The sequence below is a fragment of the Cupriavidus sp. GW823-FHT07A04 genome (assembly GCF_058794615.1).
Genome location: NZ_JBXAHA010000007.1, coordinates 253715 through 278093, shown reverse-complemented (window position 1 = coordinate 278093; position 24379 = coordinate 253715). Strand labels below are relative to the sequence as shown.

Here is a 24379-nt window from a genome sequence, read left to right as displayed (position 1 = left end):
TTCCACAACGTGCCGCCCGGCGCTTGCAGCGCCGCGCGTGCCGCGTGGTTGTTTGATGTGTCCGGCGGGTCGGCTGCACGATGCGGAGGTTCCCCCCTCCCGCGCCGGCTGCGGCCTCGCTCGTTGTATTTGTCTTGCACGGTGCTGGAAACTGAAATAGCCAGTTCATGCCTGTCGGTCTGAACCGTTCATATTCTGAGTTACTTCCCGCAGTAAATCGATATGAAATAAATAAAATGCTAAATATTCAATTGTTGCGACGCACTATATCCGAGATTATTTGTGATACGCATTGCAATATTTTAATGTCTGACATAAAAACGATGGAATGCCAGGAGTTACGCCGCATCTATTATTTTCATCCCCTCTGATGGGGGGATTGGTTTTGTGAAAACGCCCCTGGATTGACGCGTCCTGGCCCTTCAAATGGAGAGAGGAAGGGGAAAAAGGGGTGTAGGCCGGGGAGATCGCCTACACCCTCAAGGAATGGCAACAACAGGGTCAATCGAGTTGCCGTTGGTAAGTGTGCTGCAGTACAGCAATTTCAGTACCCTGCTGAAAGGGGGTGGATACCAGCCAGCAGAGTAGGGAGCTGGCGCCGGTTGCGATCGAATGCCTGAAGTTCTTTTTCCACCAGGGTTGTCAGTTTTTCAGGGCACGCTTCGCGCTGCGCATTAGCGGTGGCGTTCGATCACCACTTCGAGATATTCGCTGGGCAAAACCAGCGTGCCATCGCCCGAGCGGTTGCGACTCACCATCAGCGCCATCACTTCCTCGGAGAAGGCCGCCTGCTTCCCGGCGTCCAGCGCGCCGAACGCCTTGTGCATCGGGCCATAGCAGGTGCGGAACACTTCGATCCAGTGCGCCGGCGAGCGGTAGCGGAAGGTGAACTCGCAGGTGGCCGTGTGGATCGCCCGGGCGGTCTCGCCGAACATGGTTTTGCGCAACGATCCCCGTTCGGCCTGGCTTGATGCCTTGCTGCAGTTCGCAACGGCCGAGGCGGGGCAATGGCGGGCCGGTACCGAGATCGTCCTTGCCAGGTTGTCCGAACTGCTCTTTGTGGAGGCGGTGCGCCGTTGCATCGATGCGCTGCCGGCGGAGTTCGGCATGCCGCCGGCAGGCTGGCGCCGCCGCGGCGCCAAGGGCGTGGCGACTGCGCCGCTGATGGCCGACCCGGCGGGTCCGGGCGATCACGCGCCGCCCGCGCGCGCCAGCTGAGCCGGGTACGTGCTGCTGCGCGAACGGCCGGACCTCGGTAGAATCGCTCACGGCGTCGCACGCAAGGATGCGCAGCCTTGCCCCATGCCGGTGCAGTATCCGGAGCGCCACGTGGCGCAACTGGCATGTCCGCACGGACCCAAGGAAAACAACAACATGAGCGACGAGAGTCTGACCCCCTCACCCGGGACCGAGAGCAAGCCTGTTCTCGACTACCCCTGCGGAGAAGCGCCGGCGCCTGGCAGCGCGATTGAAATCGTACCGGGCGTGCTGTGGATCCGCATGCCAATGCCATTCGCGCTGAGCCATATCAACCTGTGGGCGGTGCGCGACGGCGCAGGCTGGGCGGGGGTTGACGCCGGTTTGCAAACCAGCGAAACCGCCGCCGCCTGGAGCGAGCTTTTCGCGCAGGGTGGGGCGCTGGCGGACGGGCTCACCCGGCTCTTCGTCACGCACATGCATCCCGACCATATCGGCATGGCCGGCTGGCTGACCCGCAAGTTTGCCTGCCGCCTGTGGATGACCCGGCTGGAGTACCTGAACTGCCGCGTGCTCGCGGCGGACACCGGGCGCGAGGCACCGGAAGACGGCGTGCGCTTTTATCGCCGCGCAGGCTGGGGCGACAATGCCATCGAGGCCTACCGCGTGCGCTTTGGCGGCTTCGGCAAGTACGTCCATGCCTTGCCCGACAGCTACCGGCGCTTGCGCGACGGCGAGAACCTGACGATTGGCGAGCACCAGTGGCGGGTCGTGGTTGGCAACGGCCACTCGCCTGAACACGCCTGCCTCTATAGCGAGGCGTTGAAGATCCTGATCAGCGGCGACCAGATCCTGCCGCGCATCTCTTCCAACGTGTCGGTCTTCCCGACCGAGCCCGATGCCGATCCGATGGGCGACTGGCTGGCCTCGCTTGCCAAGCTGCGCCGGGAAGTCCCGGACGACGTACTGGTGCTGCCGGCACACAACGAGCCCTTCCGTGGCTTGCACGCGCGTATCGACTATCTGGAGCGCAGCCAGCACCACGCGCTGGACCGGCTGCGCGCCGCGCTGGCCGAGCCCAGGCGGGCGGTGGATGTCTTCGGCGAGCTATTCTCCCGCCCCATCGGCGCCGAGCCCGGGCTGCTCGGCATGGCAACCGGCGAGAGCATTGCCCACCTGAACTATCTCGTGCATCGGGAAGAGGCCGTGATGGAGGTGGGCCCGGACGGCATCGCACGCTATCGCAAGGCCTGAGCGCCGGGACGATCGGGCGGGGCGGGGCGGGCAGGGCGGGCGGGGCGATCAGATCCAGACGTCGTTGACCGCCGTCCGCTCGCCCCCTTCGCCGCCGGTATTGAGCACGCCCCGGGGCTCGATCAACAGCAGCTTCACCTCCGTCTCGGCAAAAGGTTTGTGCTCCACGCCCTTGGGCACCACGAACATCTCGCCGGCCGATAGCCACACGTGCCCGTCGCGAAAATCGATGCGCAGCGCGCCCTCCAGCACGATGAACGCCTCATCGGTCTCGGCATGGTGGTGCCAGAGAAAATCGCCTTCGATCTTGACCAGCTTGAACTGGTAGTCGTTCATCTCGGCGATGACTTTCGGCGTCCAGCGCTCATGGATCAGGCCGAGCTTCTGCGCGAAGTTCAGGCTCTTGTATTCACCGGGCTCTTTGTGTGGGGCGCTTGCCAGATCGTGTTGCATGGTGTGTATCTCCTTGCCTTGTCATGAACGCACACGTTAGCAAGGCCGGCGCGCGAAATCTTGTACGATCGTGCAAGCTGTCAGCCGGCGCCCTCAGCGCAGCCTTTGCTGCATCTTCACCCAGCGTGCCGGCGACATGCCATAGGCCTTGCCGAAGTGACGCGTCATGTGGCTCTGATCGGTGAAGCCCGCGGCCAGCGCGGCATCGGCCAGCGACTGGCCCCGCATCAGCAGCGAGCGGACCAGGTCAAGCCGGCGCATGGTCAGGTAGCGGTAAGGGCTGGTGCCGAACAGCAAGCGGAAGTCGCGCGACAGGCTCCAGCGATCGCGCCCGCTGCACGCTTCCAGCTCACTCAAGGTGACCGTGCGGTGTAGCGCGCCGTGCATAAATCCCCGCGCGATCTCTGCGGCCCGGTAGTCATAGCCCTGGTGCCTGGCGCGGGCGCCGGCAGCGGCGCTCAGGGCATGCGCGAGATCGAACAGCGCATCGTCCTCCTCCAGCGGATCGAGCGGGCTCTCCATGCTTTGCAGCAAGACGCCGGTCGCTTCGCACAGCCGCGCATCCGAGGACAGGCCGTTCTTGATAAAGGGCAGCGGCTTACCGCCCAGCACCTGCTGGATCAACGCTGGCTCGATATACAACATCCGGTACTGGAAGCCAGCCTCGGTGCCGGCCTCGCCGTCATGGACTTCATCGGGATGCAGCACGATGGTCCCGCCAGGCACGCTGTTGCACTCTGCACCACGATATTGAAAGCGCTGCACGCCCGACAGCGTCCGTCCGATGGCATAGGTATCGTGGCGATGCGGATCGTAGCCATGCCCGGAAAAGAACGCCTCGATGCGTTCCATGCGGCCTGCTTGCGGCGCGCGCAGAACCCAGTCCTTTGGGGGGTGGGTGTCTTTCAACGGCATGATCACCAGACCGGCACCTTCGGCAGGTGCCAGTCATGTTGCACGGCAAGCAGCCGCAGCGCAAAGCAGCTGGCGCCGCCGGCCAGCGCCGCGACGCTCGGCGGCAGGCGCAGGGCCCGGGCACTGACCAGTACCGCGGATCCCAGCCAGGCCGCCGTGGCGTAGATGTCGGCGCTCAGCACGGTCGGCACCTGCGCCAGCAGCATGTCGCGCACCACGCCGCCGCCCACGCCGGTGAGCGTGCCCATCAGCGTCGCCACAAGCGGGCGTACGCCGTAGTTAGTCGCCTTTTGCACGCCCGCTACGGCAAACAGCGCCAGGCCCGCAGCATCCAGCGCGATGATCAGCGGGCCGGTAAACCCCTGCGCCGCCGAGTGGAATACGAACGCCGCGGTGCCGGCAAGACAGGCAAGGGCGGGATAGCGCCAGTCCCGGATTGCATTGGGCGGGGCCGCGCCGATCAGCAGGTCGCGGATGATGCCGCCGCCGACCGCGGTGACCAGCGAGACCACCAGCACGCCGAGAAAGTCCAGCCCATGCCGCATGGCGACGATGGCGCCCTCCACGGCAAACACGGTGGTGCCGGCAAGATCGGCTGCCAGCACGACGACTTCGGCTCTTGTTCTCATTGGGCTGATGAATTGGGCTCGGGGCGGGGCAACTGTAGGAGGATACTGGCCTCCGGGCAGTGGCGCCATAGACACCTGCGGTGGTACGCGCCGCGCGTGCAGCGGCGGCGCGTTGCTGTTCATGGCTCGGCCAGCGTCGATCGCGGCCAATCGCCTGCCACGCCAGCGCGCAAGCGCAAGCTGGCGAAGGCACACGAGTTGGCCATGCGAGTTGACCATGCCATGCGGCTGGCTCAGGTCCCCAGGTTCAGGCCAAAGTTCACCTTGAACAGGATCAGGATGCCGAAGATGGCGAACAGCGCCGCAGCGACGAAGCGCATCTTGGACAGCGGGATGATGCGGGTCAGGCGTTCGCCCAGCAGGACCGCGGGCACGTTGGCCGCCATCATGCCGAGGGTGGTGCCGACCACGACCATGCTCAGGTTGGCATACTGCGCGCCTAGCGCAATGGTGGCGAACTGCGTCTTGTCGCCCATCTCGGCGAGGAAGAAGGCGACGACGGTGGTGGCGAAGGCGCCGGCGCGCTTGCCGTTGTTCCCTTCGTCGTCCAGCTTGTCGGGGATCAGCGCCCAGGCGGCAAAGGCCAGGAAGGCGATGCCCAGCACCCAGCGTGTCACATCCGGGCTGACGTGCGATGCAGCCCAGTCGCCCAAGGCGGCGGCAAAGAGGTGGTTGAAGATCGTTGCGACGAAAATGCCCGCAATGATGCTCCATTGCTTGCCGGGAAACCGGGAGGCCAGGAGAAAGGAAAGGAGCTGAGTCTTGTCGCCCATTTCAGCCAGGGCGACCATACCGAACGAAGCAATGAGTGCTTCCATGTGACATCCAAAGGGGGCCGGCAACAAACGAACCAATGACTTCGCTGCCCAGTGCCAGCCCCAGCTGGTGGACAGAAAAGTCAAAGGTCTCGCTGAGCCAATCAGGCTGCCGGCGCCATGGTTTTTTGTACCAAGTATGTTGACGCAGGCTCCTCCAGGGGGACTGGAGGCTAGCTACTCCCCTAAGACGGCGCAGATGATACCACAGGCTTGCGCTGGCGAGGATCCGGTGCCCCGGCGCTCAAAACGCCTTACTCATGAACACGCGCCTTGTGCCATTTGACGCACACCTTTGCCGCGAACAATACTAGAGAGCTTTGGGGGCGCCCAGGCTCCATCCATGCCAGACCATACCGACTTACGATGACCCAGCCCGATATCCATGACCACGCCTCCCTGATCAGTGCCTTCCGGCGCGGCCACCGGCCCGCCTACCTGTTTTTCTGGGGCCACAGCGCCAGGCCGGGAGCCGCGGTGGGCAAGGAGTGCCTGTCGCAGTGGTGGCCCGCGCGGTTCAGCGTGGATGGCCAGGTGTTCGCCAGCGCCGAGCATTTCATGATGGCTGGCAAGGCGCGCCTGTTCGGCGACGAGCCCGCCCTGGCGCGTATCCTGGCGGCGCCTTCGCCCGCCGCGGCCAAGCGGCTTGGCCGCGAGGTGCGCGGCTTTGACGAAGGGCGCTGGAATGCCGCGTGCCAGGCGCTGGTGACGCAGGGCAATATTGAAAAATTCCGCCAGAATCCGGACCTCGCTGGCTACCTGCTCGGCACCGGGCGGCGCGTGCTGGTGGAGGCCAGCCCGGTGGACCGCATATGGGGCATTGGCCTGGCCGCTGACGATCCGCGCGCGGCCAATCCCGATCAGTGGCGCGGGCCCAACCTGCTCGGATTTGCGCTGATGGCTGTGCGCGAGGCGCTCAGGGAAGGCGCGGCGCATTAGAGCGGGAGGAAGGGGCGGAGTCATCCGCCCCTTCCTCTGATCCTGATCAGTCCTCCGCGACGAAACCGGTAGCCTCCACAATCGGCTTCCAGGCGGCGCGCTCCAGCTGGATGCGATGCCGCGCCTCCTGGCCAGGCTTGGCTGCCACTTCCAGCCCAAGGGCCTCCAGCTTGCCGGCGGTCGCGGCGTTGCCGGAGGCGACGATGAACATCTTCTCGACCTTGGCAACGACATCCGGCTGGGTGCCGGCCGGCAGGAACGCGCCGTACCAGCTGGTGGCGTAGTCATACTGGCTGAAGCCTTGCTCCTTCAAGGTCGGCACATCCGGTAGCGCCTTGGCGCGCCGCGTGCCGCTCACGCCCAGGAACTGCAGCTTGCCGCCCTTGTACAGCGGCATCATGCTGGCCACGGCATCCCAGCCGATCGACACCGTGCCGCTGATCACGTCGACCAGCATCGGGGACGCGCCGCGGTAAGCGGCCGGCGTGATGGCGATGCCGGCGGCCTTGCCCAGCGCTACCGTGCCCAGGTGGCCGGCGCTGCCGATGGTCGCCAGGCCCAGGCTGGCGCTATTGGGATTGCGCCTGGCCCACTCCACGAACTCCTTCATGTTCTTGTACGGCTGCTGCACGCCCGCCGCGATCACGGTTGGCACGTCGGTCAGCACGGCTGCGGGCACCAGGTCCTTGTCCGCGTCGTAACCCAGCTTTTTGTAGGTCAGCGGGAAGATGGTGAACAGCGGCGACGGCCCGATGAAGATGGTCTTGCCATCCGGCTTGGCGCGCTTCACGTAGTCGAGCGCCAGGCGGGCCGATGCGCCGGGTTTGTTCTCCACGATGACGGTGCCATGCCCATCCTGGCGCAGTTGCTCGGCATAGATCCGGGCGAGGCTGTCGGCCGCGCCGCCGGGGGCGTAGCCGACGATGATGTGCATCGCGGCATCCGGGTTGTCCGCCGCGCTGGCTGGCCGGGGCAGGGCGAGGACAGCAACGGCGCAGGCCGACAGCGCCAGGGTGTGGATCACGAGGTTGCGGCGTAAAGCTTGGGTCATGGCGGATGCGGTGGCGAAGTCTATCGGTGATGAAGGGGGAGGCGGTTGCAGCGGATTACGGTTGCGGCCACTGGCCAAGCAGCCCGTGCGACGCCTCGAACAGCGCCGACACACGCAGCAGTTCAGCGTCGCCGCGGAACTGGCCCACCAGCTGCAAGCCGATCGGCAGCCCGTCGCTGCCGAAGCCGCAGGGCAGGCTGATGGCGGGGTGGCCGGTCATGTTGAACGGCATGGTCCACGGGAACCAGTGCGCGCGCACGTTTTCGAAAGCCTCGCCGTCGATGTCGATGGTGCCGAACAGGTCCTGCCCGATGGGCAGCGCCGTGCGCGTCAGCGTAGGCATGGCGAGGAGGTCTGCGCGCTGCAGCAGCGCCTGCACGCGCTGGAACAGCTTCGTGCGGTCGAACATGGCTTGCTGGTACTCCACGCCGCTGACCTGCGCGGCGGAGGCCACCTGCCGCAGGAACGTGGCGCTGAGCTGGTCGCCGTGCTCCTCGGCAATAGCGGCAAAGCGCGCGCGCCAGACCGTATGGTTGATGGCGCGCCAGATCGGCTCCACGTCGAAGCCTTCGCCGGAGAAAGGTTCCAACTCCGCGCCAAGGTCGGCCAGCTTGGACAGGCTCGCCTCGAAGGCCCGCGCCACCTCCGCTGATGCCGGGCGTCCTGGCGGCGTCAGGCAGTAAAGGATGCGGCGCCCGCGCAGATCGCCTTGCGCTCGCGCCGCGCTGACATAGTCCGGCTTGGGCACGCCGATGGACCAGGGGTCGCAGGCATGCTCGCCGGCCATCGCCTGCAGCATCAGGCCGGTATCCGCGACCGTGCGCGTGGTCGGCGTGACATAGGTCTGGTTGCCGAACAGGTCCTGCGCCTGGCTGTGCGGAATCACGCCGTTGCTCTGCTTGATGCCGACCACGCCGTTGCAAGCGGCCGGAATCCGAGTGGAGCCACCGCCATCGGTTGCGACCGCCAGCGGCGCGATGCCGCTAGCCACGGCGACCGCCGCGCCGCCGCTCGATCCGCCGCTGGTGCGCTCGCGGCTCCAGGCATTGCGCGTGCGGCCAAACAGCGGCGAATCGGTCAGGCATTTGGAGCCGAACTCGGGCGTGGTGGTCTTGCCGATCAGGATGGCGCCGTGCTCGCGCAGGCGGGCGATGGCCACCGCATCGTGGTCGGGCACGTTGTCCCGGTACGGCGCCACGCCAAATGTGGTGCGCACGCCCTTCGTATTGACGAGGTCTTTCGCGGTGAAGGGAATGCCGTGCAGCAGCCCAAGTGGCTTGCCCGCCATGACGGCTTGCTCCGCCTCGCGGGCGGCGGCGATGGCTTGGTCGGCGCACAGCGTGATGAAGCAGTTCAGCTCAGGCTGCAGCCGGGCGGCGCGGTCGAGCACGGCCTGCGTGAGCTCGACGGGTGAGATTTCCTTGCGGGCGATGCGGCCTTGAAGCTCGGCGGCGGACAGAAAGCAAAGCGCATCGCTCATCGGCGGGCGTCTCCAGAAAGTGTCTCGGGGGGCTGGATGCCGCGCTTTGCGAGGCTTTGGTTTTTGGATCCAGAATCCACTGTTTGCGGCTATAGTAGACCCGTGGGCAGCCCTTGTAAACTGCGCCACCCAAGCTGAATCACCCCGTGCCCAAACGGCGCCGGGATGCGAAAAATTGCGCGAAGTTTCATAAAATTGGGGGCAAATGGCAGAAACATTCGAATGGCAAGGCCGGGTGCGGCTGGTCGAGGAAGTCGCCCAGGTCCTGCGCCAGCGCATCTATCGCGGCATCTACCCGCCGGGCAAGCCACTGCGCCAGGTGGAGATTTCCGAGGACCTGAAGATCAGCCGCACGCCGCTGCGCGAAGCGCTGCGCATCCTGGAGCGCGAGGGCCTGGTCAGCGCCGAGACGGCACGCGGCGTGACCGTGGTCAGCGCGGATTTCCGGCAGCTGATGGACGCCTACGAGTTGCGGGAGGTGATCGACGGCCTGGCGGCCCGGCTGGCGGCATCACGCGCCAGCGAGCTGGCCGGGGCGCCCTTGCGCGCCATCATCGAGGCGCAGCGGGGGAGCCTCGATCCCTGGCGGCCCGAGGTCTATACAGCGGCCAATGTCGAGTTTCACACGGCCATCATCGGGCTGGCAGCGAACGAGTACCTGGCGCGGCAGGTGCCCATTGTGCATATGACATCGCAGGTGTTTGCGCCAAGGGTCCTGTTTGCCCGCGACCGGGCACTGGCGGCCATCGAGGAGCACGAGCAGATCGTGGCGGCGATCGAAGGCGCGGATGCCGATGAGGCGGAACATCTGGCCCGCCTGCATATCCGCAATTCGATGGCGCGGCTCAGGGCGCTGGCGCAGGGGGAAAGCGACGACGTCGCGGTGGTTGCTGAACCCTAAGTGCTAAGTGCTAAGTGCTGGCGGGGGCCGCAAGGACCACGTTTATGGCTGCTGCGGCTCCGCGGCAACCGGTAATTCCTGGCGCAGCGCCGGATGGTGCCGGTTCACGCTTCTCGCCCCGAGGACCAGCGCCAGCAGAAACGCCAGCAGGTACCCCGCAAACGTAATGGTTGCTTCCATCTCCGACCCCTCTATGCACGTTCGCGCTATTTTTTTGCTAGCCGCGAGTATGCGCAAAAGCACACCTGGCTCGCTACCACTCGACGGAGGGGGGTGTGGCCCGAATCACAACGTGGTTGGCCGCACAGGCAGCCAGGTACATGGGTGTTGAGTTCGCTTGTGTCCTGATGGGTCCTGATGGCACACTTGCAACACTGTTGCAAAAATAGAAGGCCGGGCCGCTCATGGCCCCGCGCCCTCGCCCTCCCAGCCATCCCATGTGGCGACGCCCGTTAGTGCTCCTGCTCTGCGTGTTCCTGCTCTTCGGGCAGGCGGGTGCGGTCGTCCACGCGCTTTCCCATCTCCACGCGTCCCAGCAGAGCAATCCATGCGCGGCACCGGCCGACATTGAACAGTGCGGGCCCGGCCACGACGCCTGCCTGCAATGCCTGGCCTTCGCGGCCGCCGCCGTGGGCATGCCGTCGATGGCTTGCTGGCTGCTGCTCGTCAGCTTCCGCCGCTGGCACTACCCGCTGCTCGCCGAGCGGCACATCGCGCCCATCGCCTCGCCACGGCCCCGCAGCCGTGGCCCCCCTCTGACTGGCGGATTGTTCGCTTAGTGCATGCGCGCGGGCCTGAGGGCCGTGCGCAACATTCCCATTCCGTCAGAGGCACCCCATGTCCCGTTTTCCGCTTCGAGCCATCGCGGCCGGCGCCGCGTCGGCGCTCGCCCTGTCCGCCCACGCGCAGTCATCGCCGGCCGACCCGTCTTCTTCCTCACCATTCTCGCCATCGGTTCCCGCCCCGGCACCCGCGCCGGCAGCCAGCGCCAAGGCCCTGAATGCCGTCGTGGTCACCGCCAAGCGGCTCGACGAGGCGCGCAACGCCTTGTCGCCCGAGACCGGCAGCTCGGTCTATCGTTTCGACAGCGAGGACATCAACGCGCTGCCCCAGGGAGAAAACACGCCGCTGAACCAGGTCCTGCTGCAAGCCCCCGGCGTGGTGCAGGACTCCTTTGGCCAGTTGCACGTGCGCGGCGACCACGCCAACCTGCAATACCGCATCAACGGCGTCATCATTCCCGAGCCGATCAGCGGCTTCGGGCAAATGCTGGATACGCGTTTCGCGGACGAGATCAAGCTGATCACCGGGGCGCTGCCGGCGCAGTACGGTTTTCGCACGGCGGGCATCGTGGACATCCGCACCAAGGGTGCGGCCGCCGACGAGGAGGGGCAGCCCAAGGCTTTCGGCGGCGAGATCGGCACGGTCTTCGGCAGCCACGCCGATCATGAGCTCAACGGCTATGTGCAGGGCGCAAAAGGGCCGTGGAGCTATTTCCTGAGCGGCTCCTTTGTCGAGAACAACCTCGGCATCGAGAACCCCGCCGCCGGGCGCAATGCCATTCACGATCACACCGACCAGGGCAAGGCATTCGGCATGCTGTCCTACCTGATCAATCCGGACAGCCGGGTGAGCTTCATGTTTGGCAGCGCCGACAACCGCTTCCAGATTCCGAACCGGCCGGGCCTGTCGCCATCGTTTACCATCGACGGCGTGGCCACGCCGCCCTCCGACCAGCTCAACGCCAACCAGCGCGAGAAGACCGATTTCCAGATCCTCTCGTACCAGAACAAGGTATCGTCCGCGCTCGATTTCCAGGTGTCGCTGTTCCATCGCACCAGCCGCGTCGACTACAACCCGGACCCGATCGGCGACCTGGCCTACACCGGCGTTGCCGCCAACATCACGCGCAGCAACGAAGCCTACGGCGTGCAGGCCGACGGCAGCTACGTGCTCAACCCCAGCCACACGCTGCGCACCGGCGTGTTCGTGCAGCGCGAGCATTACGGCGTGGACAACACCTCCAGCGTGCTTCCCGCCGACGCCAACGGCAACCAGACCAGCGGGGTGCCATTCACCATCGTGGACAACACCAGCAATACGGGCACCACGCTGGGCTTTTACCTGCAAGACGAGTGGAAGGCCACCGACAAGCTGACGGTCAACTACGGCGCGCGCTATGACCACGTCAACACGGTTGTCAGCGAGCAGCAGATCAGCCCGCGCCTGGGGCTGACCTACGATCTCACCAACGTCACACGCCTGCATGCCGGCTACGCGCGTTACTTCACGCCACCGGCGACCGAGAAGATCGACACCACCTCGGTGGCCAGCTTCGCCGGCACCACCAACGCCTTGCCGTCGGACGCCAACACGGCCGTGCGCTCGGAGCGCTCGGATTACTTCGACCTTGGCGTGTCGCACCAGGCCACGCGCAACCTCACGCTGGGCCTGGATGCCTACTACCGCAAGGTGCGCCACCTGCAAGACGAAGGGCAGTTCGGCAACGCGCTGATCTTCTCCTCGTTCAACTACGACCAAGGCAAGATCTACGGGCTGGAGGGCACGGCCAACTACCGGCAGGGGAGCTTTGCCGCTTACGCCAACCTGGGCGTTTCGCGCGCCTTGGCCAAGGGGGTCGAGACCGGGCAGTTCCATTTCGGCGCGGATGAGCTGGCGTATATCGCCAGCAACTGGGTCCACCTCGACCACGACCAGACGGTGGCGGGCTCGTTCGGTACCTCGTACACGTGGCACGGCACGCTGCTGAGCGCGGATGCGCTGTTCGGCAGCGGCTTGCGCAACGGCTTCGCCAACACCAATCACCTGGGCGCCTACTTCCAGGTCAACGTGGGCGCCGGACACGCCTTCGATGCGCCGGTCATCGGCAAATTCAAAGTCCGGCTGACGGTGATCAACCTGTTCGATCGCAACTACCAGTTGCGCGACGGGACCGGCATCGGGGTGGGCGCGCCGCAGTATGCGCCGCGGCGCAGCTTCTACGTGGCGTTGTCAAAGCCCTTCTGAGCGCGGGGGTGGCGCGCGGCGTTGGCCCGCGTCGCCCCCCAGTTAACGTCGATCTAACCGCTCTACACCGCCGAGGCTTTCACCGCCCCATTGGCAAAGAAAGCCTGCAGGTTTTCAAACACCAGATCCGCCATCGCATTGCGCGTCTCGTGCGTGGCGCTGGCGATATGCGGCAGCAGCACGACGTTGTCCAGCGCGAACAGCGCCTGCGGCACCTGCGGCTCGTTCTCGAACACATCCAGCCCGGCGCCTGCAATGCGCCCCTGCACCAGCGCATCCACCAGCGCGGCTTCGTCGACCACGGTGCCGCGCGCGATATTGATCAGGAAGCCTTTCGGGCCTAGCGCGTCGAGTACCTCGGCCGACACCAGGTGCCGGGTCTCGGGGCCGCCCGCGGTGGCGATGACCAGGAAGTCCGCCCACCTGGCCAGCTCGCTCAGGGAGGGCTCATGGCGGTAGGGCGCATCCTGCGCGGGGCGGCGGCTGTGGTAGCGCACTTCCATGTCAAAGCCCGCGCCGCGCCGGGCAATGACGCGTCCGATGCGACCCATGCCGACGATGCCCATGCGCTTGCCGCTGACGCGGGTGGCGAGCGGGAACTGCGCCTTTGGCCACTCGCCGCGCCGCACGAAACGGTCGGCCGCGCTGAAGCCGCGCGCCACGTCCATCAGCAGGCCGAAGGCCGTATCGGCCACGCAATCATTGAGCACGTCGGGCGTATAGCCAACGGCGATGCCGCGCGCGCGTGCGGCGTCCAGATCGATCTTGTCGAGGCCCACGCCAAAGCTGGAGATAACCTTCAGCTTTGGCAAGGCCGCGATCATCGCGGCGTCGACGCCGATCGCGGCGCGCGTGGTCAGTGCGGCGAACTCGCCGCCGTGGCTGGCGAGGAAGGCGGCGGGATCGGTCTCGGCCCACAGCGGGTGGACGTCGTAGTGCTCGGCGAGGCTGGCTTCAAGCGCGGCGGGCAGGCGTCCGTGCTGGGCAAGGCGTGGTTTCATGAGAAGAGATCCAAATGGTGAAAATGGTGATGGTGGTCCGGCGGTGCTTGATTCAGTCCGCGCTGAGCTTGTTGTCCTGGATGATCTTGGCGTAGCGCTTGCGATCCGTGGCAATCAGGTCGGCGAACTGCGTGGGCGTGCTGCCCACGGGAATGGCGCCTTGCGCGATCAGTTGCTCCTTCACCGCGGGCATCGCCACCACTTCCTTCACGCCGGCGGCGATCTTGTCGACGATGTCCTTGGGCGTGCCGGCCGGCGCCAGCAGGCCGACCCAAGATCCCGACTCGGCGCCGGCGATGCCCGCCTCTGCCAGCGTCGGCACGTCCGGCAGCGCGGGCGAGCGGACCTTGCTGGTCACGGCCAGCGCGCGCAGCTTGCCGGATTTCACATGGCCGGCGGTTTCCAGGATCGAGGCGAACAGCATGTCGACATTGCCTGCCATCAGGTCGGTCATGGCCGCGCCGCCGCCCTTGTAGGGCACATGCAGCAGGTCGGTACCGGTAGCTGCCTTGAAGATCTCGGCCGACAGATGCGGCGAGCCGCCGCTGCCCGAGCTGGCATAGGTCAGCTTGCCGGGCTGCGCCTTGGCCAGCGCCACCAGTTCCTTCGGGTTCCTGGCCGGCAGTTTGGGCGTTACCACCAGGGCAAAGGGCAACTCCGCCATCAGGCTGACCGGCACGAAGGCGGCCGGGTCATAGTTGAGTTTCTTGTAAAGCGAGGGATTGATCGATTGCGTGCCGACATTGCCGGCCACCAGCGTGTAGCCATCCGGCTTGGCGCGGGACACGATGTCCAGCCCGACATTGCCGGCCGCGCCGGGGCGGTTGTCCACCAGTACCGGCTGGCCCCAGAGTTGCGAGAGCCGCAGCGCCACCAGGCGGGTGCCCACGTCGGTGCCGCCGCCGGGGGCGAACGGCAGGATGATGGTCACCGGCTTGGTCGGCCAGGCAACGCCGGGCTGGGCCTGCGCGGCGGGCAGCCAGGCGCCGATGGCCAGGGCGATCAGGGCCGCGCGGCGGCCAAGTGTGGGGGTGTAGAGCGAGCGCATGTCTTGTCTCCGAAAGTACGGCTTGCTGGCCGGGCGCCTTGGCGCCGGCACGCATGGGTTGGTGGTTGCCCGGCGGCAACTCACTCGGGCTGGATGCCCGCATCCTTGGCCACCTTGGCCCACTTGCCCATTTCCACTTGCAGGAAGCTGGCGAATTGCGCGGGCGTGCCGCCTGCGGGCTCGATGCCGGCGTTCTGCAGGCGCTCGCGCACGTCGGGCGAAGCCAGCGCCTTGTTGATCTCGGCGTTGAGCTTGTCCACCACCGCCTTGGGGGTGCCGGCCGGGGCCAGCACGCCGCCCCAGGTGCTGGTCTCATAGCCGGGCAGCCCGGCCTGCGCCATGGTCGGCACCTGCGGGGCGGCCGATGAGCGCTTGGCGGTCGTCACCGCCAGCGGGCGCACCTTGCCGCCCTTGACCTGCGGCCCGATGGCGGCAACGGTGTCGAACATCAGCGACACGCGGCCGCTGGTCAGGTCCGGATGCGCCAGCGTGCTGCCCTTGTACGGGATGTGGACCATGTCGATGCCCGTCATGCTCTTGAACAGCTCGCCCGAGAAATGCGGCGCGCCGCCCGAACCGCTGGACGCGAACGACAGCTTGCCCGGGTTGGCCTTGCCGTAGGCGATCAGTTCCTTGACGGATGTCACAGGCAGGGAAGGGGACACCACCAGCATCAGCGGCACCACGTGGGTCAGCGCCACCGGCTCAAAGCTCTTGACGGTGTCGAAGGGCAGCTTCTTCACCATGCTGGGATTGATGGCGTGGCTGCTGGCCACCAGCGCCAGCATGTAGCCGTCCGGCGGGCTCTTGGCCACGAGGTCGGTGCCGATGATGCCGGTGGCGCCGGGGCGGTTGTCCACCACCACGGACTGGCCCCAGGCTTCGGTCATCTTCTGGCCCACCAGCCGCGCTACCAGGTCGATGGCGCCGCCGGGGGAGGCGGGGACGATGATGGTGATGGTCTTGGTGGGGTAGCTGCCTTCGGCGGCATGGGTGGCGGGGGCGGCCAAGGCGAGTGCGGCCGCGATGCCCGCTAGTGCTGCGGCAATGGGCTTGGTGTAGAAGTGCATGTAGTCTCCTGTGCGTTTTTGTTTCGGCTTAATGCTTTCCATCCAACGCGCAGCGAGAGCGCCAACGCATCATTTCGCAACTGCGCGGCTCCCCTCTCCCACTTCGTGGGAGAGGGGAGCAAACCGTGGCAACGCCGGACGAGCCATCAATTGGCCGTCGCCCCCGATTTCTTCACCAGTTCGGCCCAGCGCGGGATCTCCTTGCCCATGAACGCCGCGAGTTCGGCGGGGCTGCTGCCTACCACTTCCATGCCCAGTTGCTGCGTCATCCGTTGCTGCACGGCGGGCTGCTTCAGCGCGCGCACCACTTCGGCGTTCAGGCGCTGCACCACGTCCTTCGGCGTGCCGTGCGGCGCGTATAGCGCCTGCCACGACACCATCTCGAAGCCCGGCACACCGGCCTCGGCCATGGTCGGCACGTTGGGCGCCAGCGCGGAGCGCTTGGGCGAGGTCACGGCCAGCGCGCGCAGCTTGCCGGCCTTGATCATGGCGTCGCCCGCGGTCAGCTGGTCAAAGAGAAAGGGAACGAGGCCAGCGGCCACGTCCTGGATCGCCTGCGGGCTGCCCTTGTAAGGCACGTGGGTCATCGGCACCTTGATCATGTCGGCGAACAGCTCACCTGCCAGATGCGTCGAAGTGCCCGCGCCCGACGACGCGAAGCTCAGGCCCGGATGGCTTTTCGCATAGGCGATCAGCTCCTTCACGTTGTGGATCGGCAGCTTGGCGTCGACCATCAGCACATTGGGCACGTAGGCGATCAGGCAGACCGGCTCGAAATCCTTGACCGGGTCGTATGAGAGATTCTTGTACAGGCTCGCGTTGATGGCATGCGTGCTGATGGTGCCGCCAAACAGCGTGTAGCCATCCGGCTTGGCGCGCGCCACGTAGCCCGCGCCCACCGCACCGGCCGCACCGGGCCGGTTCTCGACCACCACCGGCTGGCCCAGCGCCTTCGAGACTTCCTGCCCGATGGTACGGGCGACGATATCGGTGGAGCCGCCCGCCGCGAACGGCACCACCCAGGTGATCGGGCGCGACGGCCATTTGTCCTCGGCCTGCGCGCCGGTACTGAACAGGAACAGGGCGCTGGCCGCGGCCAGCATGCCGAGGGCGCCAAGGCGGCGCAGCGCGCCTCGCTTGTTGTGATGCATCTTGTCTCCATCCGTGGCCGCCTTGCCCCTCGCGTCGGGAGCCGGCTGGCTCATGTGCTTGTTTGTGGCTTGTTTGTGGCTTGTTTTGGCTTGTTTTGGCTTGTTCGTAGCTTGCCGAGGCTTGTCCCGTCTGGCAGGCGGCGATGCTCAGCGGCCCTTGGTTTCGCGCCAGGCGGCAAAGTCCAGCCTGCTTTGCTCCTGGGTCGGCGGATACAGGCCGATGATCGAGCGGCCCTTCATCACTTCCTCCGTGACGAAGTCTTCGAACGCGGTCATCTCCACCGCTTCCGCCGCGATTTCCTCGGCCAGGTGGCGCGGCACGATGATCACGCCTTCGGCATCGCCCACCACCACGTCGCCCGGGAACACCGCCACGTCGCCGCAGCCGATGGGGCCGTTGATCTCGATGGCCTGGTGCAGCGTCAGGTTGGTCGGCGCGGAGGGGCGATGGTGATAGGCCGGCATGGCCAGCCGCGCAATCTCCGGCGAATCGCGAAAGCCGCCATCGGTGACGACGCCGGCCGCGCCGCGCTGCATCAGGCGCGTGATCAGGATCGAGCCGGCGGAGGCCGCGCGCGCGTCCTTGCGGCTGTCGATCACCAGCACCGCGCCGGATGGGCACTGCTCAACCGCCTGGCGTTGCGGATGGTTCGGATCCAGGAACACCGAGATCGGGTTCAGGTCTTCGCGCGCCGGGATGTAGCGCAGCGTGAAGGCCTCGCCAACCATGTTGCCGCGCTCGGGATTGAGCGGGTGCACGTCCTGGATGAACTGGTTGCGCAAGCCGCGCTTGAACAGCGCCGTGCACAACGTCGCGGTGCTGACGGTCTTGAACTGCTCGATGGTCTGCTGGCTGAGCTTGCCGGCCTGGGTCGTGGTCGTGGTATCGGTCGTGGTATCGGTCATGATGGGTCCGCTATCAGTAGATGCTGGGTTCGCCCGTGGGCGCGCCAAAATCGGTTTGCAGGAAGTCGAAGTCGCAGCCGTCGTTGGCTTGCCGGATATGCTTGGAGAACATCCAGCCATAGCCGCGCCCGAAGCGCGGCGGCGGCGGCGTCCACGCGGCCTTGCGGCGCGCCAGCTCTTCGTCGGACACCTCCAGGTGGATGCTGCGGCGGTCGATGTCGACCGAGATCATGTCGCCGGTGCGCACCAGCGCGAACGGGCCGCCGATATACGATTCCGGCGACACGTGCAGGATGCAGGCGCCGTAGCTGGTGCCGCTCATGCGCGCGTCCGACATGCGCAGCATGTCCCGCACGCCTTGTTGGACCAGCTTCTTGGGGATGGGCAGCATGCCCCATTCCGGCATGCCCGGGCCGCCTTGCGGGCCGGCGTTGCGCAGGATCAGGATGTGGTCGGCGGTGACGTCGAGATCGTCGCGCTCCACCGCTTCCTTCATCGACGGGTAGTCGTCGAACACCAGCGCCGGGCCGGTGTGCTTGAAGAATCGTTTCTCGCAGGCGCTGGGCTTGATCACGCAGCCGTCCGGCGCGATATTGCCCTTGAGCACGGCCAGCGCGCCCTCCTGGTACAGCGCGTTTTCCTTGGTGCGGATCACGTCGTCGTTATAGACCTCGGCACCCGCGATGTTCTCGCCCAGCGTGCGGCCGGTGACGGTCAGCGCATCCAGGTGCAGCTTGTCGCTGATGCGGTTCATCAGCGCGGGCAGGCCGCCAGCGTAGAAGAAATCCTCCATCAGGTATTTGTCGCCGCTGGGCCGGATATTGGCGATCACCGGCACGTGGCGGCTGGTCTTGTCGAAATCCTCCAGCCCGATGTCATGCCCGGCGCGGCGCGCCATGGCGATCACGTGGATGATGGCGTTGGTGGAGCAGCCCATCGCCATGGCCACGGCGATGGCGTTTTCAAACGAGGCACGCGTCTGGATCCGTTGCGGGGTCAGGTCTTCCCACACCATGTCCACGATGCGCCGTCCGGCCTCGGAGCACATGCGGATATGGTTGGCATCGGCAGCGGGGATCGACGAGGCGCCCGGCAGCGTCATGCCGATGGCCTCGGCAATCGCCGTCATGGTGCTGGCCGTGCCCATCGTCATGCAGGTGCCGTGGCTGCGGGCGATGCCGCCCTCGATGCCGATCCACTCGGTCTTGCTGATATTGCCGGCGCGGCGCTCGTCCCAGAACTTCCAGGCGTCGGAGCCGGAACCCAGCACATTGCCCTTCCAGTTGCCGCGCAGCATCGGGCCGGCCGGCACGTAGATGGCCGGCACGCCCGCGCTCGACGCGCCCATCAGCAAGCCAGGCGTGGTCTTGTCGCAGCCGCCCATCAGCACCGCGCCGTCGATGGGGTGGGAGCGGATCAGTTCCTCCGCTTCCATCGCCAGCATGTTCCGGTACAGCATGGTGGTTGGCTTGACCGCGCTTTCCGACAGCGAGATGGCGGGGAGCTCGATCGGGAAGCCGCCGGCTTGCAGGATGCCGCGCTTGACGTCGTCGACACGCTGCTTGAAGTGGGAGTGGCAGGGATTGATGTCGGACCACGTGTTGATGATCGCGATGATCGGGCGGTCCAGCCATTCGTCGGGCGAGTAGCCCATCTGCATGATGCGCGAGCGGTGCCCGGAGGAGCGCAGGTCGTCGGGGGCAAACCAGCGCGCGCTGCGCAGGGTCTCGGGCGTCTTCTTGCGTGACGTCATGTTGTCTCTTCCACGGATGTTGTCATTGGGCCGGACCTCCGGTGCCAGAACTGGGCGGTAGAGATACGACATCTGATATCGTCGGATGGATTAAAGCACTAATATATTAGTGTGTCAAACCGTAAAGCTTTCCATTAAACTGCTGCCATGAGACGCAATGCAGCGTCTTTGTGCGTGATAAGCCACGCCCGTGCAGTGAAACCAGACCGCCCGATGGAAGCCACTGAAGCCACTGAAGCCACCTTGTCCGCCCCGCAGATTCAATTCCAGTTCGACCGCACCCGGCATGCCGCGCCGCAGGTGTTCGAGCATATGCGGGACATGATCATCTCCATGACGCTGCCGCCCGGCACGGTGCTGTCGCGCACGGATCTCGCCGCGCAGTACGGCATCAGCCAGACGCCGGTGCGCGATGCCCTGATGCGCCTTGCCGAGGAAGGGCTGGTCGATATCTTCCCGCAGCACGCCACCGTGGTCAGCCCCATCAGCATCGCGCTGGCCCAGCAGGCGCATTTCCTGCGGCGCTCCGTGGAATTGGAAATCGTGCGCACGCTGGCCGAGCAACCCGACCCCGCGCTGGTGGAGCGGCTGCGCCTGAGCGTGGCGCGGCAGCAGGCCATGCTGGCCGCCCAGGACTTCGCGGAGTTCTCCCTGTTCGACCAGGCCTTCCACCGCCAGATGTACGAAGCCGCCCGCGTGCCGGACCTGTGGATGCTGGTGCGCCGCCAGAGCGGCCACCTGGACCGCCTGCGCCGCCTGCACCTGCCGATCGCCGGCAAGGCCAACGCGGTTGTGGCGGATCACACTGCCATCGTCGATGCGATCGCCAGCGGCGACCCCGACGCCGCCCAGGCCAGCCTGCGCCGGCATCTTTCCGGCACGCTCGCCAATCTCGAAGAGATCCGCGCTCGCTACGGAGATTTCCTGCAGTAGCGGCAAGCAGCAAGCAGCAGCCGGTGAGACGTAATCCGCACATTATCGCGGCCTTGCGCGATACCCCGGCAAAGGGTGGCGATCGACGCCCGTGGCTTCGATACGGCATCCCTGCCATGAATGTGCCACAAAATCTTCAAGTTGCTGAAACAATAGGCAGTCCGACCGGATTGGCGGCTGCAAGCCGGTTGGCGGGAAGCAAGGTGCCTGTTATCCACAGTATTTGTGGATAACACGACCCATAAAAACGGGCTTTGTTCATGGGGCGCCATAAATTGTCAAGCGGTTAGAGGGTTTGCTCGAATGGCTGGCGGCGGGGGCTGTTCGACCAGGTTCCCCGCGCCCGGCGGCGTTCGGATCCTTCCTTGTCCCATCGGTTTTATTTTCCTATAGTCCCATTCATAGAACTATTCGAACGTACGTTGGGGGGAGACGATGGAGATGACGGCTGGCGCCCTGTCCGGGGTCAAGGTGGTGGACATCACGGCGGTATTCATGGGGCCCTCGGCCACGCAGATGCTTGGCGACCTCGGCGCCGACGTGATCAAGGTGGAGTCGCCCGAGGGCGATGTCACGCGCGGCATCGGGCCGTGCGGCGACGAGAAGATGGGGCCGCTCTACCTTGGCCTGAACCGCAACAAGCGCAGCGTCGTGCTGGACCTCAAATCGGAAGACGGGCGCGAAGCGTTGCTGCGGCTGGTGCAAGACGCCGACGTGCTGGCCTACAACGTCAGGCCGCAAGCCATGCAGCGCCTGGGGCTGGACTACGAAACGCTGTCCGCGCTGAACCCGCGCCTGGTCTATGTCGGCATGTTCGGTTTTTCGCAGCGCGGCCGCTACGCGCCGCAGGCCGCGTTCGACGACCTGATCCAGGCGGCCTGCGGCCTGCCCCAGGCGGTGGCCAAGGGCAGCGGCGATATCCCGCGCTATCTCCCGATCACCATTGCCGACCGCTCGGTGGGGCTCTACGCCTTTGGCGTGATCTGCGCCGCGCTGTACGCGCAAGCGCGCACCGGCAAGGGCCAGCGCGTGGACGTGCCGATGTTCGAGACCATGGTGCCCTATGTGCTGGGCGACCACCTTTACGGCGAGACCTTCGTGCCGCCGCGCGGCGGCTTTGGCTATCCGCGCCTGCTGTCGCCTGAGCGCCGGCCCTACCAGACGCGCGACGGCCATGTGTGCTGCCTGATCTATCACGACCATCACTGGCGCACCTTCCTCAAGGCCATCGGCAAGGCCGGCTTGTTCGACACCGATCCCCGCTTCGCCAGCATCACCACGCGCACCGCCCACATCACGGAGCTTTACGCGATGGTCAGCGACGAAATGGCCAAGCGCACCACGGACGAATGGCGCGCGCTGCTCAAGGAGGCCGATATCCCGGTGTTCCCCATGCACACGTTCGAAACGCTGCTCGATGATCCGCATCTGCGCGACATCGGCTTCTTCCGCGAGACCGATCACCCGGGCGTGGGCCGCATCCGCGAGATGGCGGTCCCCAGCGAATGGTCGGGCACGCCGCCCACCAGCCAGCGCCACGCCCCCGCGCTGGGGGAGCACAGCCGCGAGGTGCTGCGCGAGGTGGGCTATGACGACACCGCCATCGACCGCATGATGGCCGCGGGCACCACGCGCGGATCGGAAAATGCAAAGGCAAAGGCTTAGCGTGAGGCAACGAGCATGAAGGCAAAGGCCGACTCTGCGGCGGCCCCCGACGGCGAGGCGCATGCGCTGCCAGACGATGGCACGGGCGGCGTGGCGCGCTACCGGCAGCTAGCCAGCGTGCTGCGCCACCGGATCATCTCTGGCGAATGGCCGCTTGGGCACCAGTTGCCCACGGTGGAGCGCCTTGCGCAGACCTACGGCATCGCCCGCGTCACCGTCAGGCAAGCCTTTGCCGTGTTGGCCGAGGAGGGCCTGGTCAGCAGCCAGCGCGGGCGCGGCACGCACGTCACCGGCCAGCCGCCCGGGCCGAGCGAAGGCATGCGATCCGCGATCAACAACGAGCTGGTCGGCGGCACCGAGCTGGAAATCCGCATCCTGGACAAACGCAGGGATGTCAGCCTGCCGCCGGGCTTGCCCACGCGCGGCGAGCCGCTGGGCCGCTACGTGCTGCTGCACAAGCTGCACGTGCATGATGGCGAGCCGTTCTGCCTGATCGAGCTGTACGTGGCCGAGTCCGTCTTCAGCCAGTTCCCGCGCGGCAGTGAAAAGCACCGCAAGATCGCCCGCCTGCTGCGCGAGGCCGTGGGAGAGCGCCTTGGCATCATGCATCAGACCATGACGGTGGAACCCGCCGACTATGCGATGGCGCGCGCGCTGGCCTACGGCTTTGCCGCGCCCATCGCCAAGATCGTGCGCACCACGCTGGATATCGACGGCAAGGTGCTCACGGCGGGGTGTTTCTGGTATCGCGGGGACCGCTTCATCCTCGACGTGGAATTGCCCGCCCACCTGGCCGATCGCTACCCGGCGCTCGCGGTACCCGACAGCCGCAGCTGAGCGTTACCCCGAAAGAAACCCAGCAGATGCCGCAAAGGCACAAGCTGTAAAAAAGCGTAATAAAAAAACGTAAAAGTGGTAAACGAGGAGACAACATGACGCACCCCATCACCCGGCACACCCGGCTCACCCGGCGCGCGATCGCCGGGTTGCTGCTGCCCGTCCTGGCGCTGGCAGCCATGCCTGCCAGCCTGGCGCGCGCCTCCGATACGGGCGACTACCCCGCCAAGCCGGTACGCGTGGTCGTGCCGTTCCCGGCCGGCAGCGGCACCGACAGCAGCGCGCGCTTCGTCGCCGAAGCCGTCACCGGCCAGACCAGCAAATCCGTCGTGGTGGACAACCGGCCCGGCGCCAATGGCTTTATCGCAGCGCAGGCGGTTGCCACCGCGCCAGCCGATGGCTACACCATGCTGGTGACCACCAACACCACGCACGCCGCCAATGCATCGCTGTTCAAGAAGCTGCCCTATGACCCGGTCAAGGATTTCGCGCCGGTCTCGCTGATCGCCAAGAGCGGGCTGGTACTGGTGGTGCCGCCCGACAGCCCCGTGCACACCGTGGCCGAGCTGACCGCGCTGGCCAAGGCCACGCCCGGCAAGCTCACCTTCGCCAGCGGCAGCTCCTCCACCCGCATCGCCAGCGAGCTCTACAAGATGATGGCCGGCGTGCAAGCGCTCCACGTGCCCTACAAAGGCGTGCCAGTCGCGCTCACCGACCTGATGGGCCATCAGGTCGACTTCATGATCTCGGACATATCGCCCGCCATGCCCCTGATCCAGGGCGGCAAGCTGCGGGCCATCGCCGTCACCACGGCGCAGCGCCATCCCGTGCTGAAAGACGTGCCAACCATGGCGCAAAGCGGTTTGCCCGGCTACGAGATGGTGGCCTGGTCCGCAGCATTCTTTCCCGCCGCGACCCCCAGGCCCGTGGTGGAGCGCATGAACCAGATGGTGCGCAAGGGCCTGACCGACGCCAGGGCCGCCGAGTACTTCAGCCGCACCGGCGGCGAGCCCGCGCCGTCCACCCCGGAAGAGCTCGCCGCCTTCGTGCGCAGCGAAACGCAGAAGTGGGCGAAGGTGATCAAGGCGGCGGGGATCGAGCCGGAGTGAAGGGCGGGCGCTCGCGCAACGTGAAACGCCTCGCTCTTGCGCACGCCCGCCCTCTCCCCCAACCCCTCTCCCGCACGGCGGGAGAGGGGAGCTACGGCAGCGCTGGATTTAGCATCAGCGATGCCTTGCCCCTTCGCTGAAGTCCGATGCATGCCGGGACAGATGCACAACGCTGGTTTGCTCTACGGCAGCGCTGGATTTAGCTCAGCGATGCGTTGCCCCATCGCTGAAGTCCGATGTATGAC

At 66.1% G+C, this 24379-nt stretch carries 24 protein-coding genes and 1 riboswitch; of the genes, 9 read left to right on the top strand and 15 right to left on the bottom strand.

The window, feature by feature from the left end; all coding sequences use genetic code 11:
* Window positions 1–674: 674 nt before the first annotated feature.
* The gene (locus AC1Q7Q_RS14645) at window positions 675–935 is read right to left on the bottom strand and encodes a hypothetical protein (protein WP_492376579.1); all 261 of its coding nucleotides are present in this window, start codon (window positions 933–935) and stop codon (window positions 675–677) included.
* Between AC1Q7Q_RS14645 and AC1Q7Q_RS14640 the strand changes: the two genes are divergently transcribed.
* Window positions 934–1218: a cupin domain-containing protein gene (locus AC1Q7Q_RS14640; RefSeq protein ID WP_492376578.1), complete on the top strand. Its 285-nt coding sequence runs from the start codon at window positions 934–936 to the stop codon at window positions 1216–1218. The genes AC1Q7Q_RS14645 and AC1Q7Q_RS14640 overlap by 2 nt on opposite strands.
* A gap of 156 nt (window positions 1219–1374) precedes the next feature.
* Complete coding sequence (locus AC1Q7Q_RS14635; protein ID WP_492376577.1) at window positions 1375–2451, top strand: MBL fold metallo-hydrolase; 1077 nt, start codon at window positions 1375–1377, stop codon at window positions 2449–2451.
* A 48-nt stretch (window positions 2452–2499) separates the two neighbouring features.
* Here the strand turns inward: AC1Q7Q_RS14635 and AC1Q7Q_RS14630 are convergent, their stop codons facing one another.
* From AC1Q7Q_RS14630 to AC1Q7Q_RS14615, 4 genes are all read right to left on the bottom strand, one after another.
* Window positions 2500–2904 (bottom strand): cupin domain-containing protein, encoded by a 405-nt coding sequence (locus tag AC1Q7Q_RS14630; protein WP_492375791.1) that lies wholly within the window; start codon window positions 2902–2904, stop codon window positions 2500–2502.
* A 93-nt stretch (window positions 2905–2997) separates the two neighbouring features.
* Complete coding sequence (locus AC1Q7Q_RS14625; RefSeq protein ID WP_492375792.1) at window positions 2998–3819, bottom strand: AraC family transcriptional regulator; 822 nt, start codon at window positions 3817–3819, stop codon at window positions 2998–3000.
* 2 nt (window positions 3820–3821) lie between these two features.
* On the bottom strand, window positions 3822–4448 hold the full coding sequence (locus AC1Q7Q_RS14620) for a trimeric intracellular cation channel family protein (RefSeq protein WP_492375793.1): 627 nt from the start codon (window positions 4446–4448) through the stop codon (window positions 3822–3824).
* A gap of 233 nt (window positions 4449–4681) precedes the next feature.
* Window positions 4682–5266: a TMEM165/GDT1 family protein gene (locus AC1Q7Q_RS14615; RefSeq protein ID WP_174426415.1), complete on the bottom strand. Its 585-nt coding sequence runs from the start codon at window positions 5264–5266 to the stop codon at window positions 4682–4684.
* A 9-nt stretch (window positions 5267–5275) separates the two neighbouring features.
* A riboswitch (yybP-ykoY riboswitch) is annotated at window positions 5276–5463 on the bottom strand.
* A 166-nt stretch (window positions 5464–5629) separates the two neighbouring features.
* Here AC1Q7Q_RS14615 and ybiA point away from each other — a divergent pair.
* The gene (ybiA, locus tag AC1Q7Q_RS14610; RefSeq protein WP_492375794.1) at window positions 5630–6202 is read left to right on the top strand and encodes a riboflavin biosynthesis intermediates N-glycosidase; all 573 of its coding nucleotides are present in this window, start codon (window positions 5630–5632) and stop codon (window positions 6200–6202) included.
* A 46-nt stretch (window positions 6203–6248) separates the two neighbouring features.
* Here ybiA and AC1Q7Q_RS14605 read toward each other — a convergent pair whose 3' ends face one another.
* A complete protein-coding gene (locus AC1Q7Q_RS14605) occupies window positions 6249–7253 on the bottom strand; it encodes a Bug family tripartite tricarboxylate transporter substrate binding protein (RefSeq protein ID WP_492375795.1) in 1005 nt (334 codons plus the stop codon).
* A gap of 55 nt (window positions 7254–7308) precedes the next feature.
* Window positions 7309–8733: an amidase gene (locus tag AC1Q7Q_RS14600; RefSeq protein ID WP_492375796.1), complete on the bottom strand. Its 1425-nt coding sequence runs from the start codon at window positions 8731–8733 to the stop codon at window positions 7309–7311.
* A gap of 205 nt (window positions 8734–8938) precedes the next feature.
* Here AC1Q7Q_RS14600 and AC1Q7Q_RS14595 point away from each other — a divergent pair, with 205 nt between their 5' ends.
* The gene (locus AC1Q7Q_RS14595) at window positions 8939–9634 is read left to right on the top strand and encodes a GntR family transcriptional regulator (RefSeq protein ID WP_492375797.1); all 696 of its coding nucleotides are present in this window, start codon (window positions 8939–8941) and stop codon (window positions 9632–9634) included.
* 42 nt (window positions 9635–9676) lie between these two features.
* Here the strand turns inward: AC1Q7Q_RS14595 and AC1Q7Q_RS14590 are convergent, their stop codons facing one another.
* Window positions 9677–9814, bottom strand: a complete 138-nt coding sequence (locus tag AC1Q7Q_RS14590; protein ID WP_174426420.1) for a hypothetical protein — start codon at window positions 9812–9814, stop codon at window positions 9677–9679.
* A gap of 272 nt (window positions 9815–10086) precedes the next feature.
* Window positions 10087–10320 carry a hypothetical protein gene (locus tag AC1Q7Q_RS14585; protein WP_492375798.1) on the bottom strand — a complete coding sequence of 78 codons (234 nt, stop codon included), beginning with the start codon at window positions 10318–10320 and terminating at the stop codon, window positions 10087–10089.
* 151 nt (window positions 10321–10471) lie between these two features.
* Between AC1Q7Q_RS14585 and AC1Q7Q_RS14580 the strand changes: the two genes are divergently transcribed.
* Window positions 10472–12661, top strand: a complete 2190-nt coding sequence (locus tag AC1Q7Q_RS14580) for a TonB-dependent receptor (protein ID WP_492375799.1) — start codon at window positions 10472–10474, stop codon at window positions 12659–12661.
* A 62-nt stretch (window positions 12662–12723) separates the two neighbouring features.
* On the opposite strand, the gene AC1Q7Q_RS14575 is transcribed toward AC1Q7Q_RS14580, so the two are convergent.
* From AC1Q7Q_RS14575 to araD, 6 genes are all read right to left on the bottom strand, one after another.
* Window positions 12724–13662 (bottom strand): 2-hydroxyacid dehydrogenase, encoded by a 939-nt coding sequence (locus AC1Q7Q_RS14575; protein ID WP_492375800.1) that lies wholly within the window; start codon window positions 13660–13662, stop codon window positions 12724–12726.
* A gap of 52 nt (window positions 13663–13714) precedes the next feature.
* The gene (locus tag AC1Q7Q_RS14570) at window positions 13715–14710 is read right to left on the bottom strand and encodes a Bug family tripartite tricarboxylate transporter substrate binding protein (protein ID WP_492375801.1); all 996 of its coding nucleotides are present in this window, start codon (window positions 14708–14710) and stop codon (window positions 13715–13717) included.
* An 80-nt stretch (window positions 14711–14790) separates the two neighbouring features.
* Window positions 14791–15780 carry a tripartite tricarboxylate transporter substrate binding protein gene (locus AC1Q7Q_RS14565; RefSeq protein ID WP_492375802.1) on the bottom strand — a complete coding sequence of 330 codons (990 nt, stop codon included), beginning with the start codon at window positions 15778–15780 and terminating at the stop codon, window positions 14791–14793.
* Window positions 15781–15926: 146 nt separating this feature from the next.
* Window positions 15927–16931, bottom strand: coding sequence for a Bug family tripartite tricarboxylate transporter substrate binding protein (locus AC1Q7Q_RS14560; protein WP_492375803.1), 1005 nt, complete (start codon window positions 16929–16931; stop codon window positions 15927–15929).
* A gap of 147 nt (window positions 16932–17078) precedes the next feature.
* Entirely contained in the window at window positions 17079–17837 is a 759-nt protein-coding gene (locus tag AC1Q7Q_RS14555; protein ID WP_492375804.1) for a ribonuclease activity regulator RraA, read from the bottom strand.
* Window positions 17838–17850: 13 nt separating this feature from the next.
* On the bottom strand, window positions 17851–19590 hold the full coding sequence (gene araD, locus AC1Q7Q_RS14550; RefSeq protein WP_492375805.1) for an L-arabinonate dehydratase: 1740 nt from the start codon (window positions 19588–19590) through the stop codon (window positions 17851–17853).
* A 213-nt stretch (window positions 19591–19803) separates the two neighbouring features.
* Here araD and AC1Q7Q_RS14545 point away from each other — a divergent pair, with 213 nt between their 5' ends.
* The 4 genes from AC1Q7Q_RS14545 to AC1Q7Q_RS14530 all read left to right on the top strand — a co-directional run bounded on the left by AC1Q7Q_RS14545 (window position 19804) and on the right by AC1Q7Q_RS14530 (window position 24134).
* A complete protein-coding gene (locus tag AC1Q7Q_RS14545) occupies window positions 19804–20523 on the top strand; it encodes a GntR family transcriptional regulator (RefSeq protein ID WP_492375806.1) in 720 nt (239 codons plus the stop codon).
* A gap of 435 nt (window positions 20524–20958) precedes the next feature.
* Entirely contained in the window at window positions 20959–22188 is a 1230-nt protein-coding gene (locus AC1Q7Q_RS14540; RefSeq protein WP_492375807.1) for a CaiB/BaiF CoA transferase family protein, read from the top strand.
* Between the two features lie 15 nt (window positions 22189–22203).
* The gene (locus tag AC1Q7Q_RS14535; protein WP_492375808.1) at window positions 22204–23025 is read left to right on the top strand and encodes a GntR family transcriptional regulator; all 822 of its coding nucleotides are present in this window, start codon (window positions 22204–22206) and stop codon (window positions 23023–23025) included.
* Window positions 23026–23120: 95 nt separating this feature from the next.
* Window positions 23121–24134 (top strand): Bug family tripartite tricarboxylate transporter substrate binding protein, encoded by a 1014-nt coding sequence (locus AC1Q7Q_RS14530; RefSeq protein ID WP_492375809.1) that lies wholly within the window; start codon window positions 23121–23123, stop codon window positions 24132–24134.
* The last annotated feature ends 245 nt before the right edge of the window (window positions 24135–24379 follow it).

Coding starts and splice junctions, on each gene's coding strand:
- AC1Q7Q_RS14545 (WP_492375806.1), top strand. CDS start 19,804: ATGGAAGCCACTGAAGCCACTGAAGCCACCTTGTCCGCCCCGCAGATT.
- AC1Q7Q_RS14570 (WP_492375801.1), bottom strand. CDS start 14,710: ATGCGCTCGCTCTACACCCCCACACTTGGCCGCCGCGCGGCCCTGATC.
- AC1Q7Q_RS14590 (WP_174426420.1), bottom strand. CDS start 9,814: ATGGAAGCAACCATTACGTTTGCGGGGTACCTGCTGGCGTTTCTGCTG.
- AC1Q7Q_RS14625 (WP_492375792.1), bottom strand. CDS start 3,819: ATGCCGTTGAAAGACACCCACCCCCCAAAGGACTGGGTTCTGCGCGCG.
- AC1Q7Q_RS14580 (WP_492375799.1), top strand. CDS start 10,472: ATGTCCCGTTTTCCGCTTCGAGCCATCGCGGCCGGCGCCGCGTCGGCG.
- AC1Q7Q_RS14640 (WP_492376578.1), top strand. CDS start 934: ATGGTTTTGCGCAACGATCCCCGTTCGGCCTGGCTTGATGCCTTGCTG.
- ybiA (WP_492375794.1), top strand. CDS start 5,630: ATGACCCAGCCCGATATCCATGACCACGCCTCCCTGATCAGTGCCTTC.
- AC1Q7Q_RS14530 (WP_492375809.1), top strand. CDS start 23,121: ATGACGCACCCCATCACCCGGCACACCCGGCTCACCCGGCGCGCGATC.
- AC1Q7Q_RS14630 (WP_492375791.1), bottom strand. CDS start 2,904: ATGCAACACGATCTGGCAAGCGCCCCACACAAAGAGCCCGGTGAATAC.
- AC1Q7Q_RS14560 (WP_492375803.1), bottom strand. CDS start 16,931: ATGCATCACAACAAGCGAGGCGCGCTGCGCCGCCTTGGCGCCCTCGGC.
- AC1Q7Q_RS14575 (WP_492375800.1), bottom strand. CDS start 13,662: ATGAAACCACGCCTTGCCCAGCACGGACGCCTGCCCGCCGCGCTTGAA.
- AC1Q7Q_RS14555 (WP_492375804.1), bottom strand. CDS start 17,837: ATGACCGATACCACGACCGATACCACGACCACGACCCAGGCCGGCAAG.
- AC1Q7Q_RS14645 (WP_492376579.1), bottom strand. CDS start 935: ATGTTCGGCGAGACCGCCCGGGCGATCCACACGGCCACCTGCGAGTTC.
- AC1Q7Q_RS14605 (WP_492375795.1), bottom strand. CDS start 7,253: ATGACCCAAGCTTTACGCCGCAACCTCGTGATCCACACCCTGGCGCTG.
- AC1Q7Q_RS14615 (WP_174426415.1), bottom strand. CDS start 5,266: ATGGAAGCACTCATTGCTTCGTTCGGTATGGTCGCCCTGGCTGAAATG.
- AC1Q7Q_RS14565 (WP_492375802.1), bottom strand. CDS start 15,780: ATGCACTTCTACACCAAGCCCATTGCCGCAGCACTAGCGGGCATCGCG.
- AC1Q7Q_RS14540 (WP_492375807.1), top strand. CDS start 20,959: ATGGAGATGACGGCTGGCGCCCTGTCCGGGGTCAAGGTGGTGGACATC.
- AC1Q7Q_RS14600 (WP_492375796.1), bottom strand. CDS start 8,733: ATGAGCGATGCGCTTTGCTTTCTGTCCGCCGCCGAGCTTCAAGGCCGC.
- AC1Q7Q_RS14635 (WP_492376577.1), top strand. CDS start 1,375: ATGAGCGACGAGAGTCTGACCCCCTCACCCGGGACCGAGAGCAAGCCT.
- AC1Q7Q_RS14595 (WP_492375797.1), top strand. CDS start 8,939: ATGGCAGAAACATTCGAATGGCAAGGCCGGGTGCGGCTGGTCGAGGAA.
- AC1Q7Q_RS14535 (WP_492375808.1), top strand. CDS start 22,204: ATGAAGGCAAAGGCCGACTCTGCGGCGGCCCCCGACGGCGAGGCGCAT.
- AC1Q7Q_RS14620 (WP_492375793.1), bottom strand. CDS start 4,448: ATGAGAACAAGAGCCGAAGTCGTCGTGCTGGCAGCCGATCTTGCCGGC.
- araD (WP_492375805.1), bottom strand. CDS start 19,590: ATGACGTCACGCAAGAAGACGCCCGAGACCCTGCGCAGCGCGCGCTGG.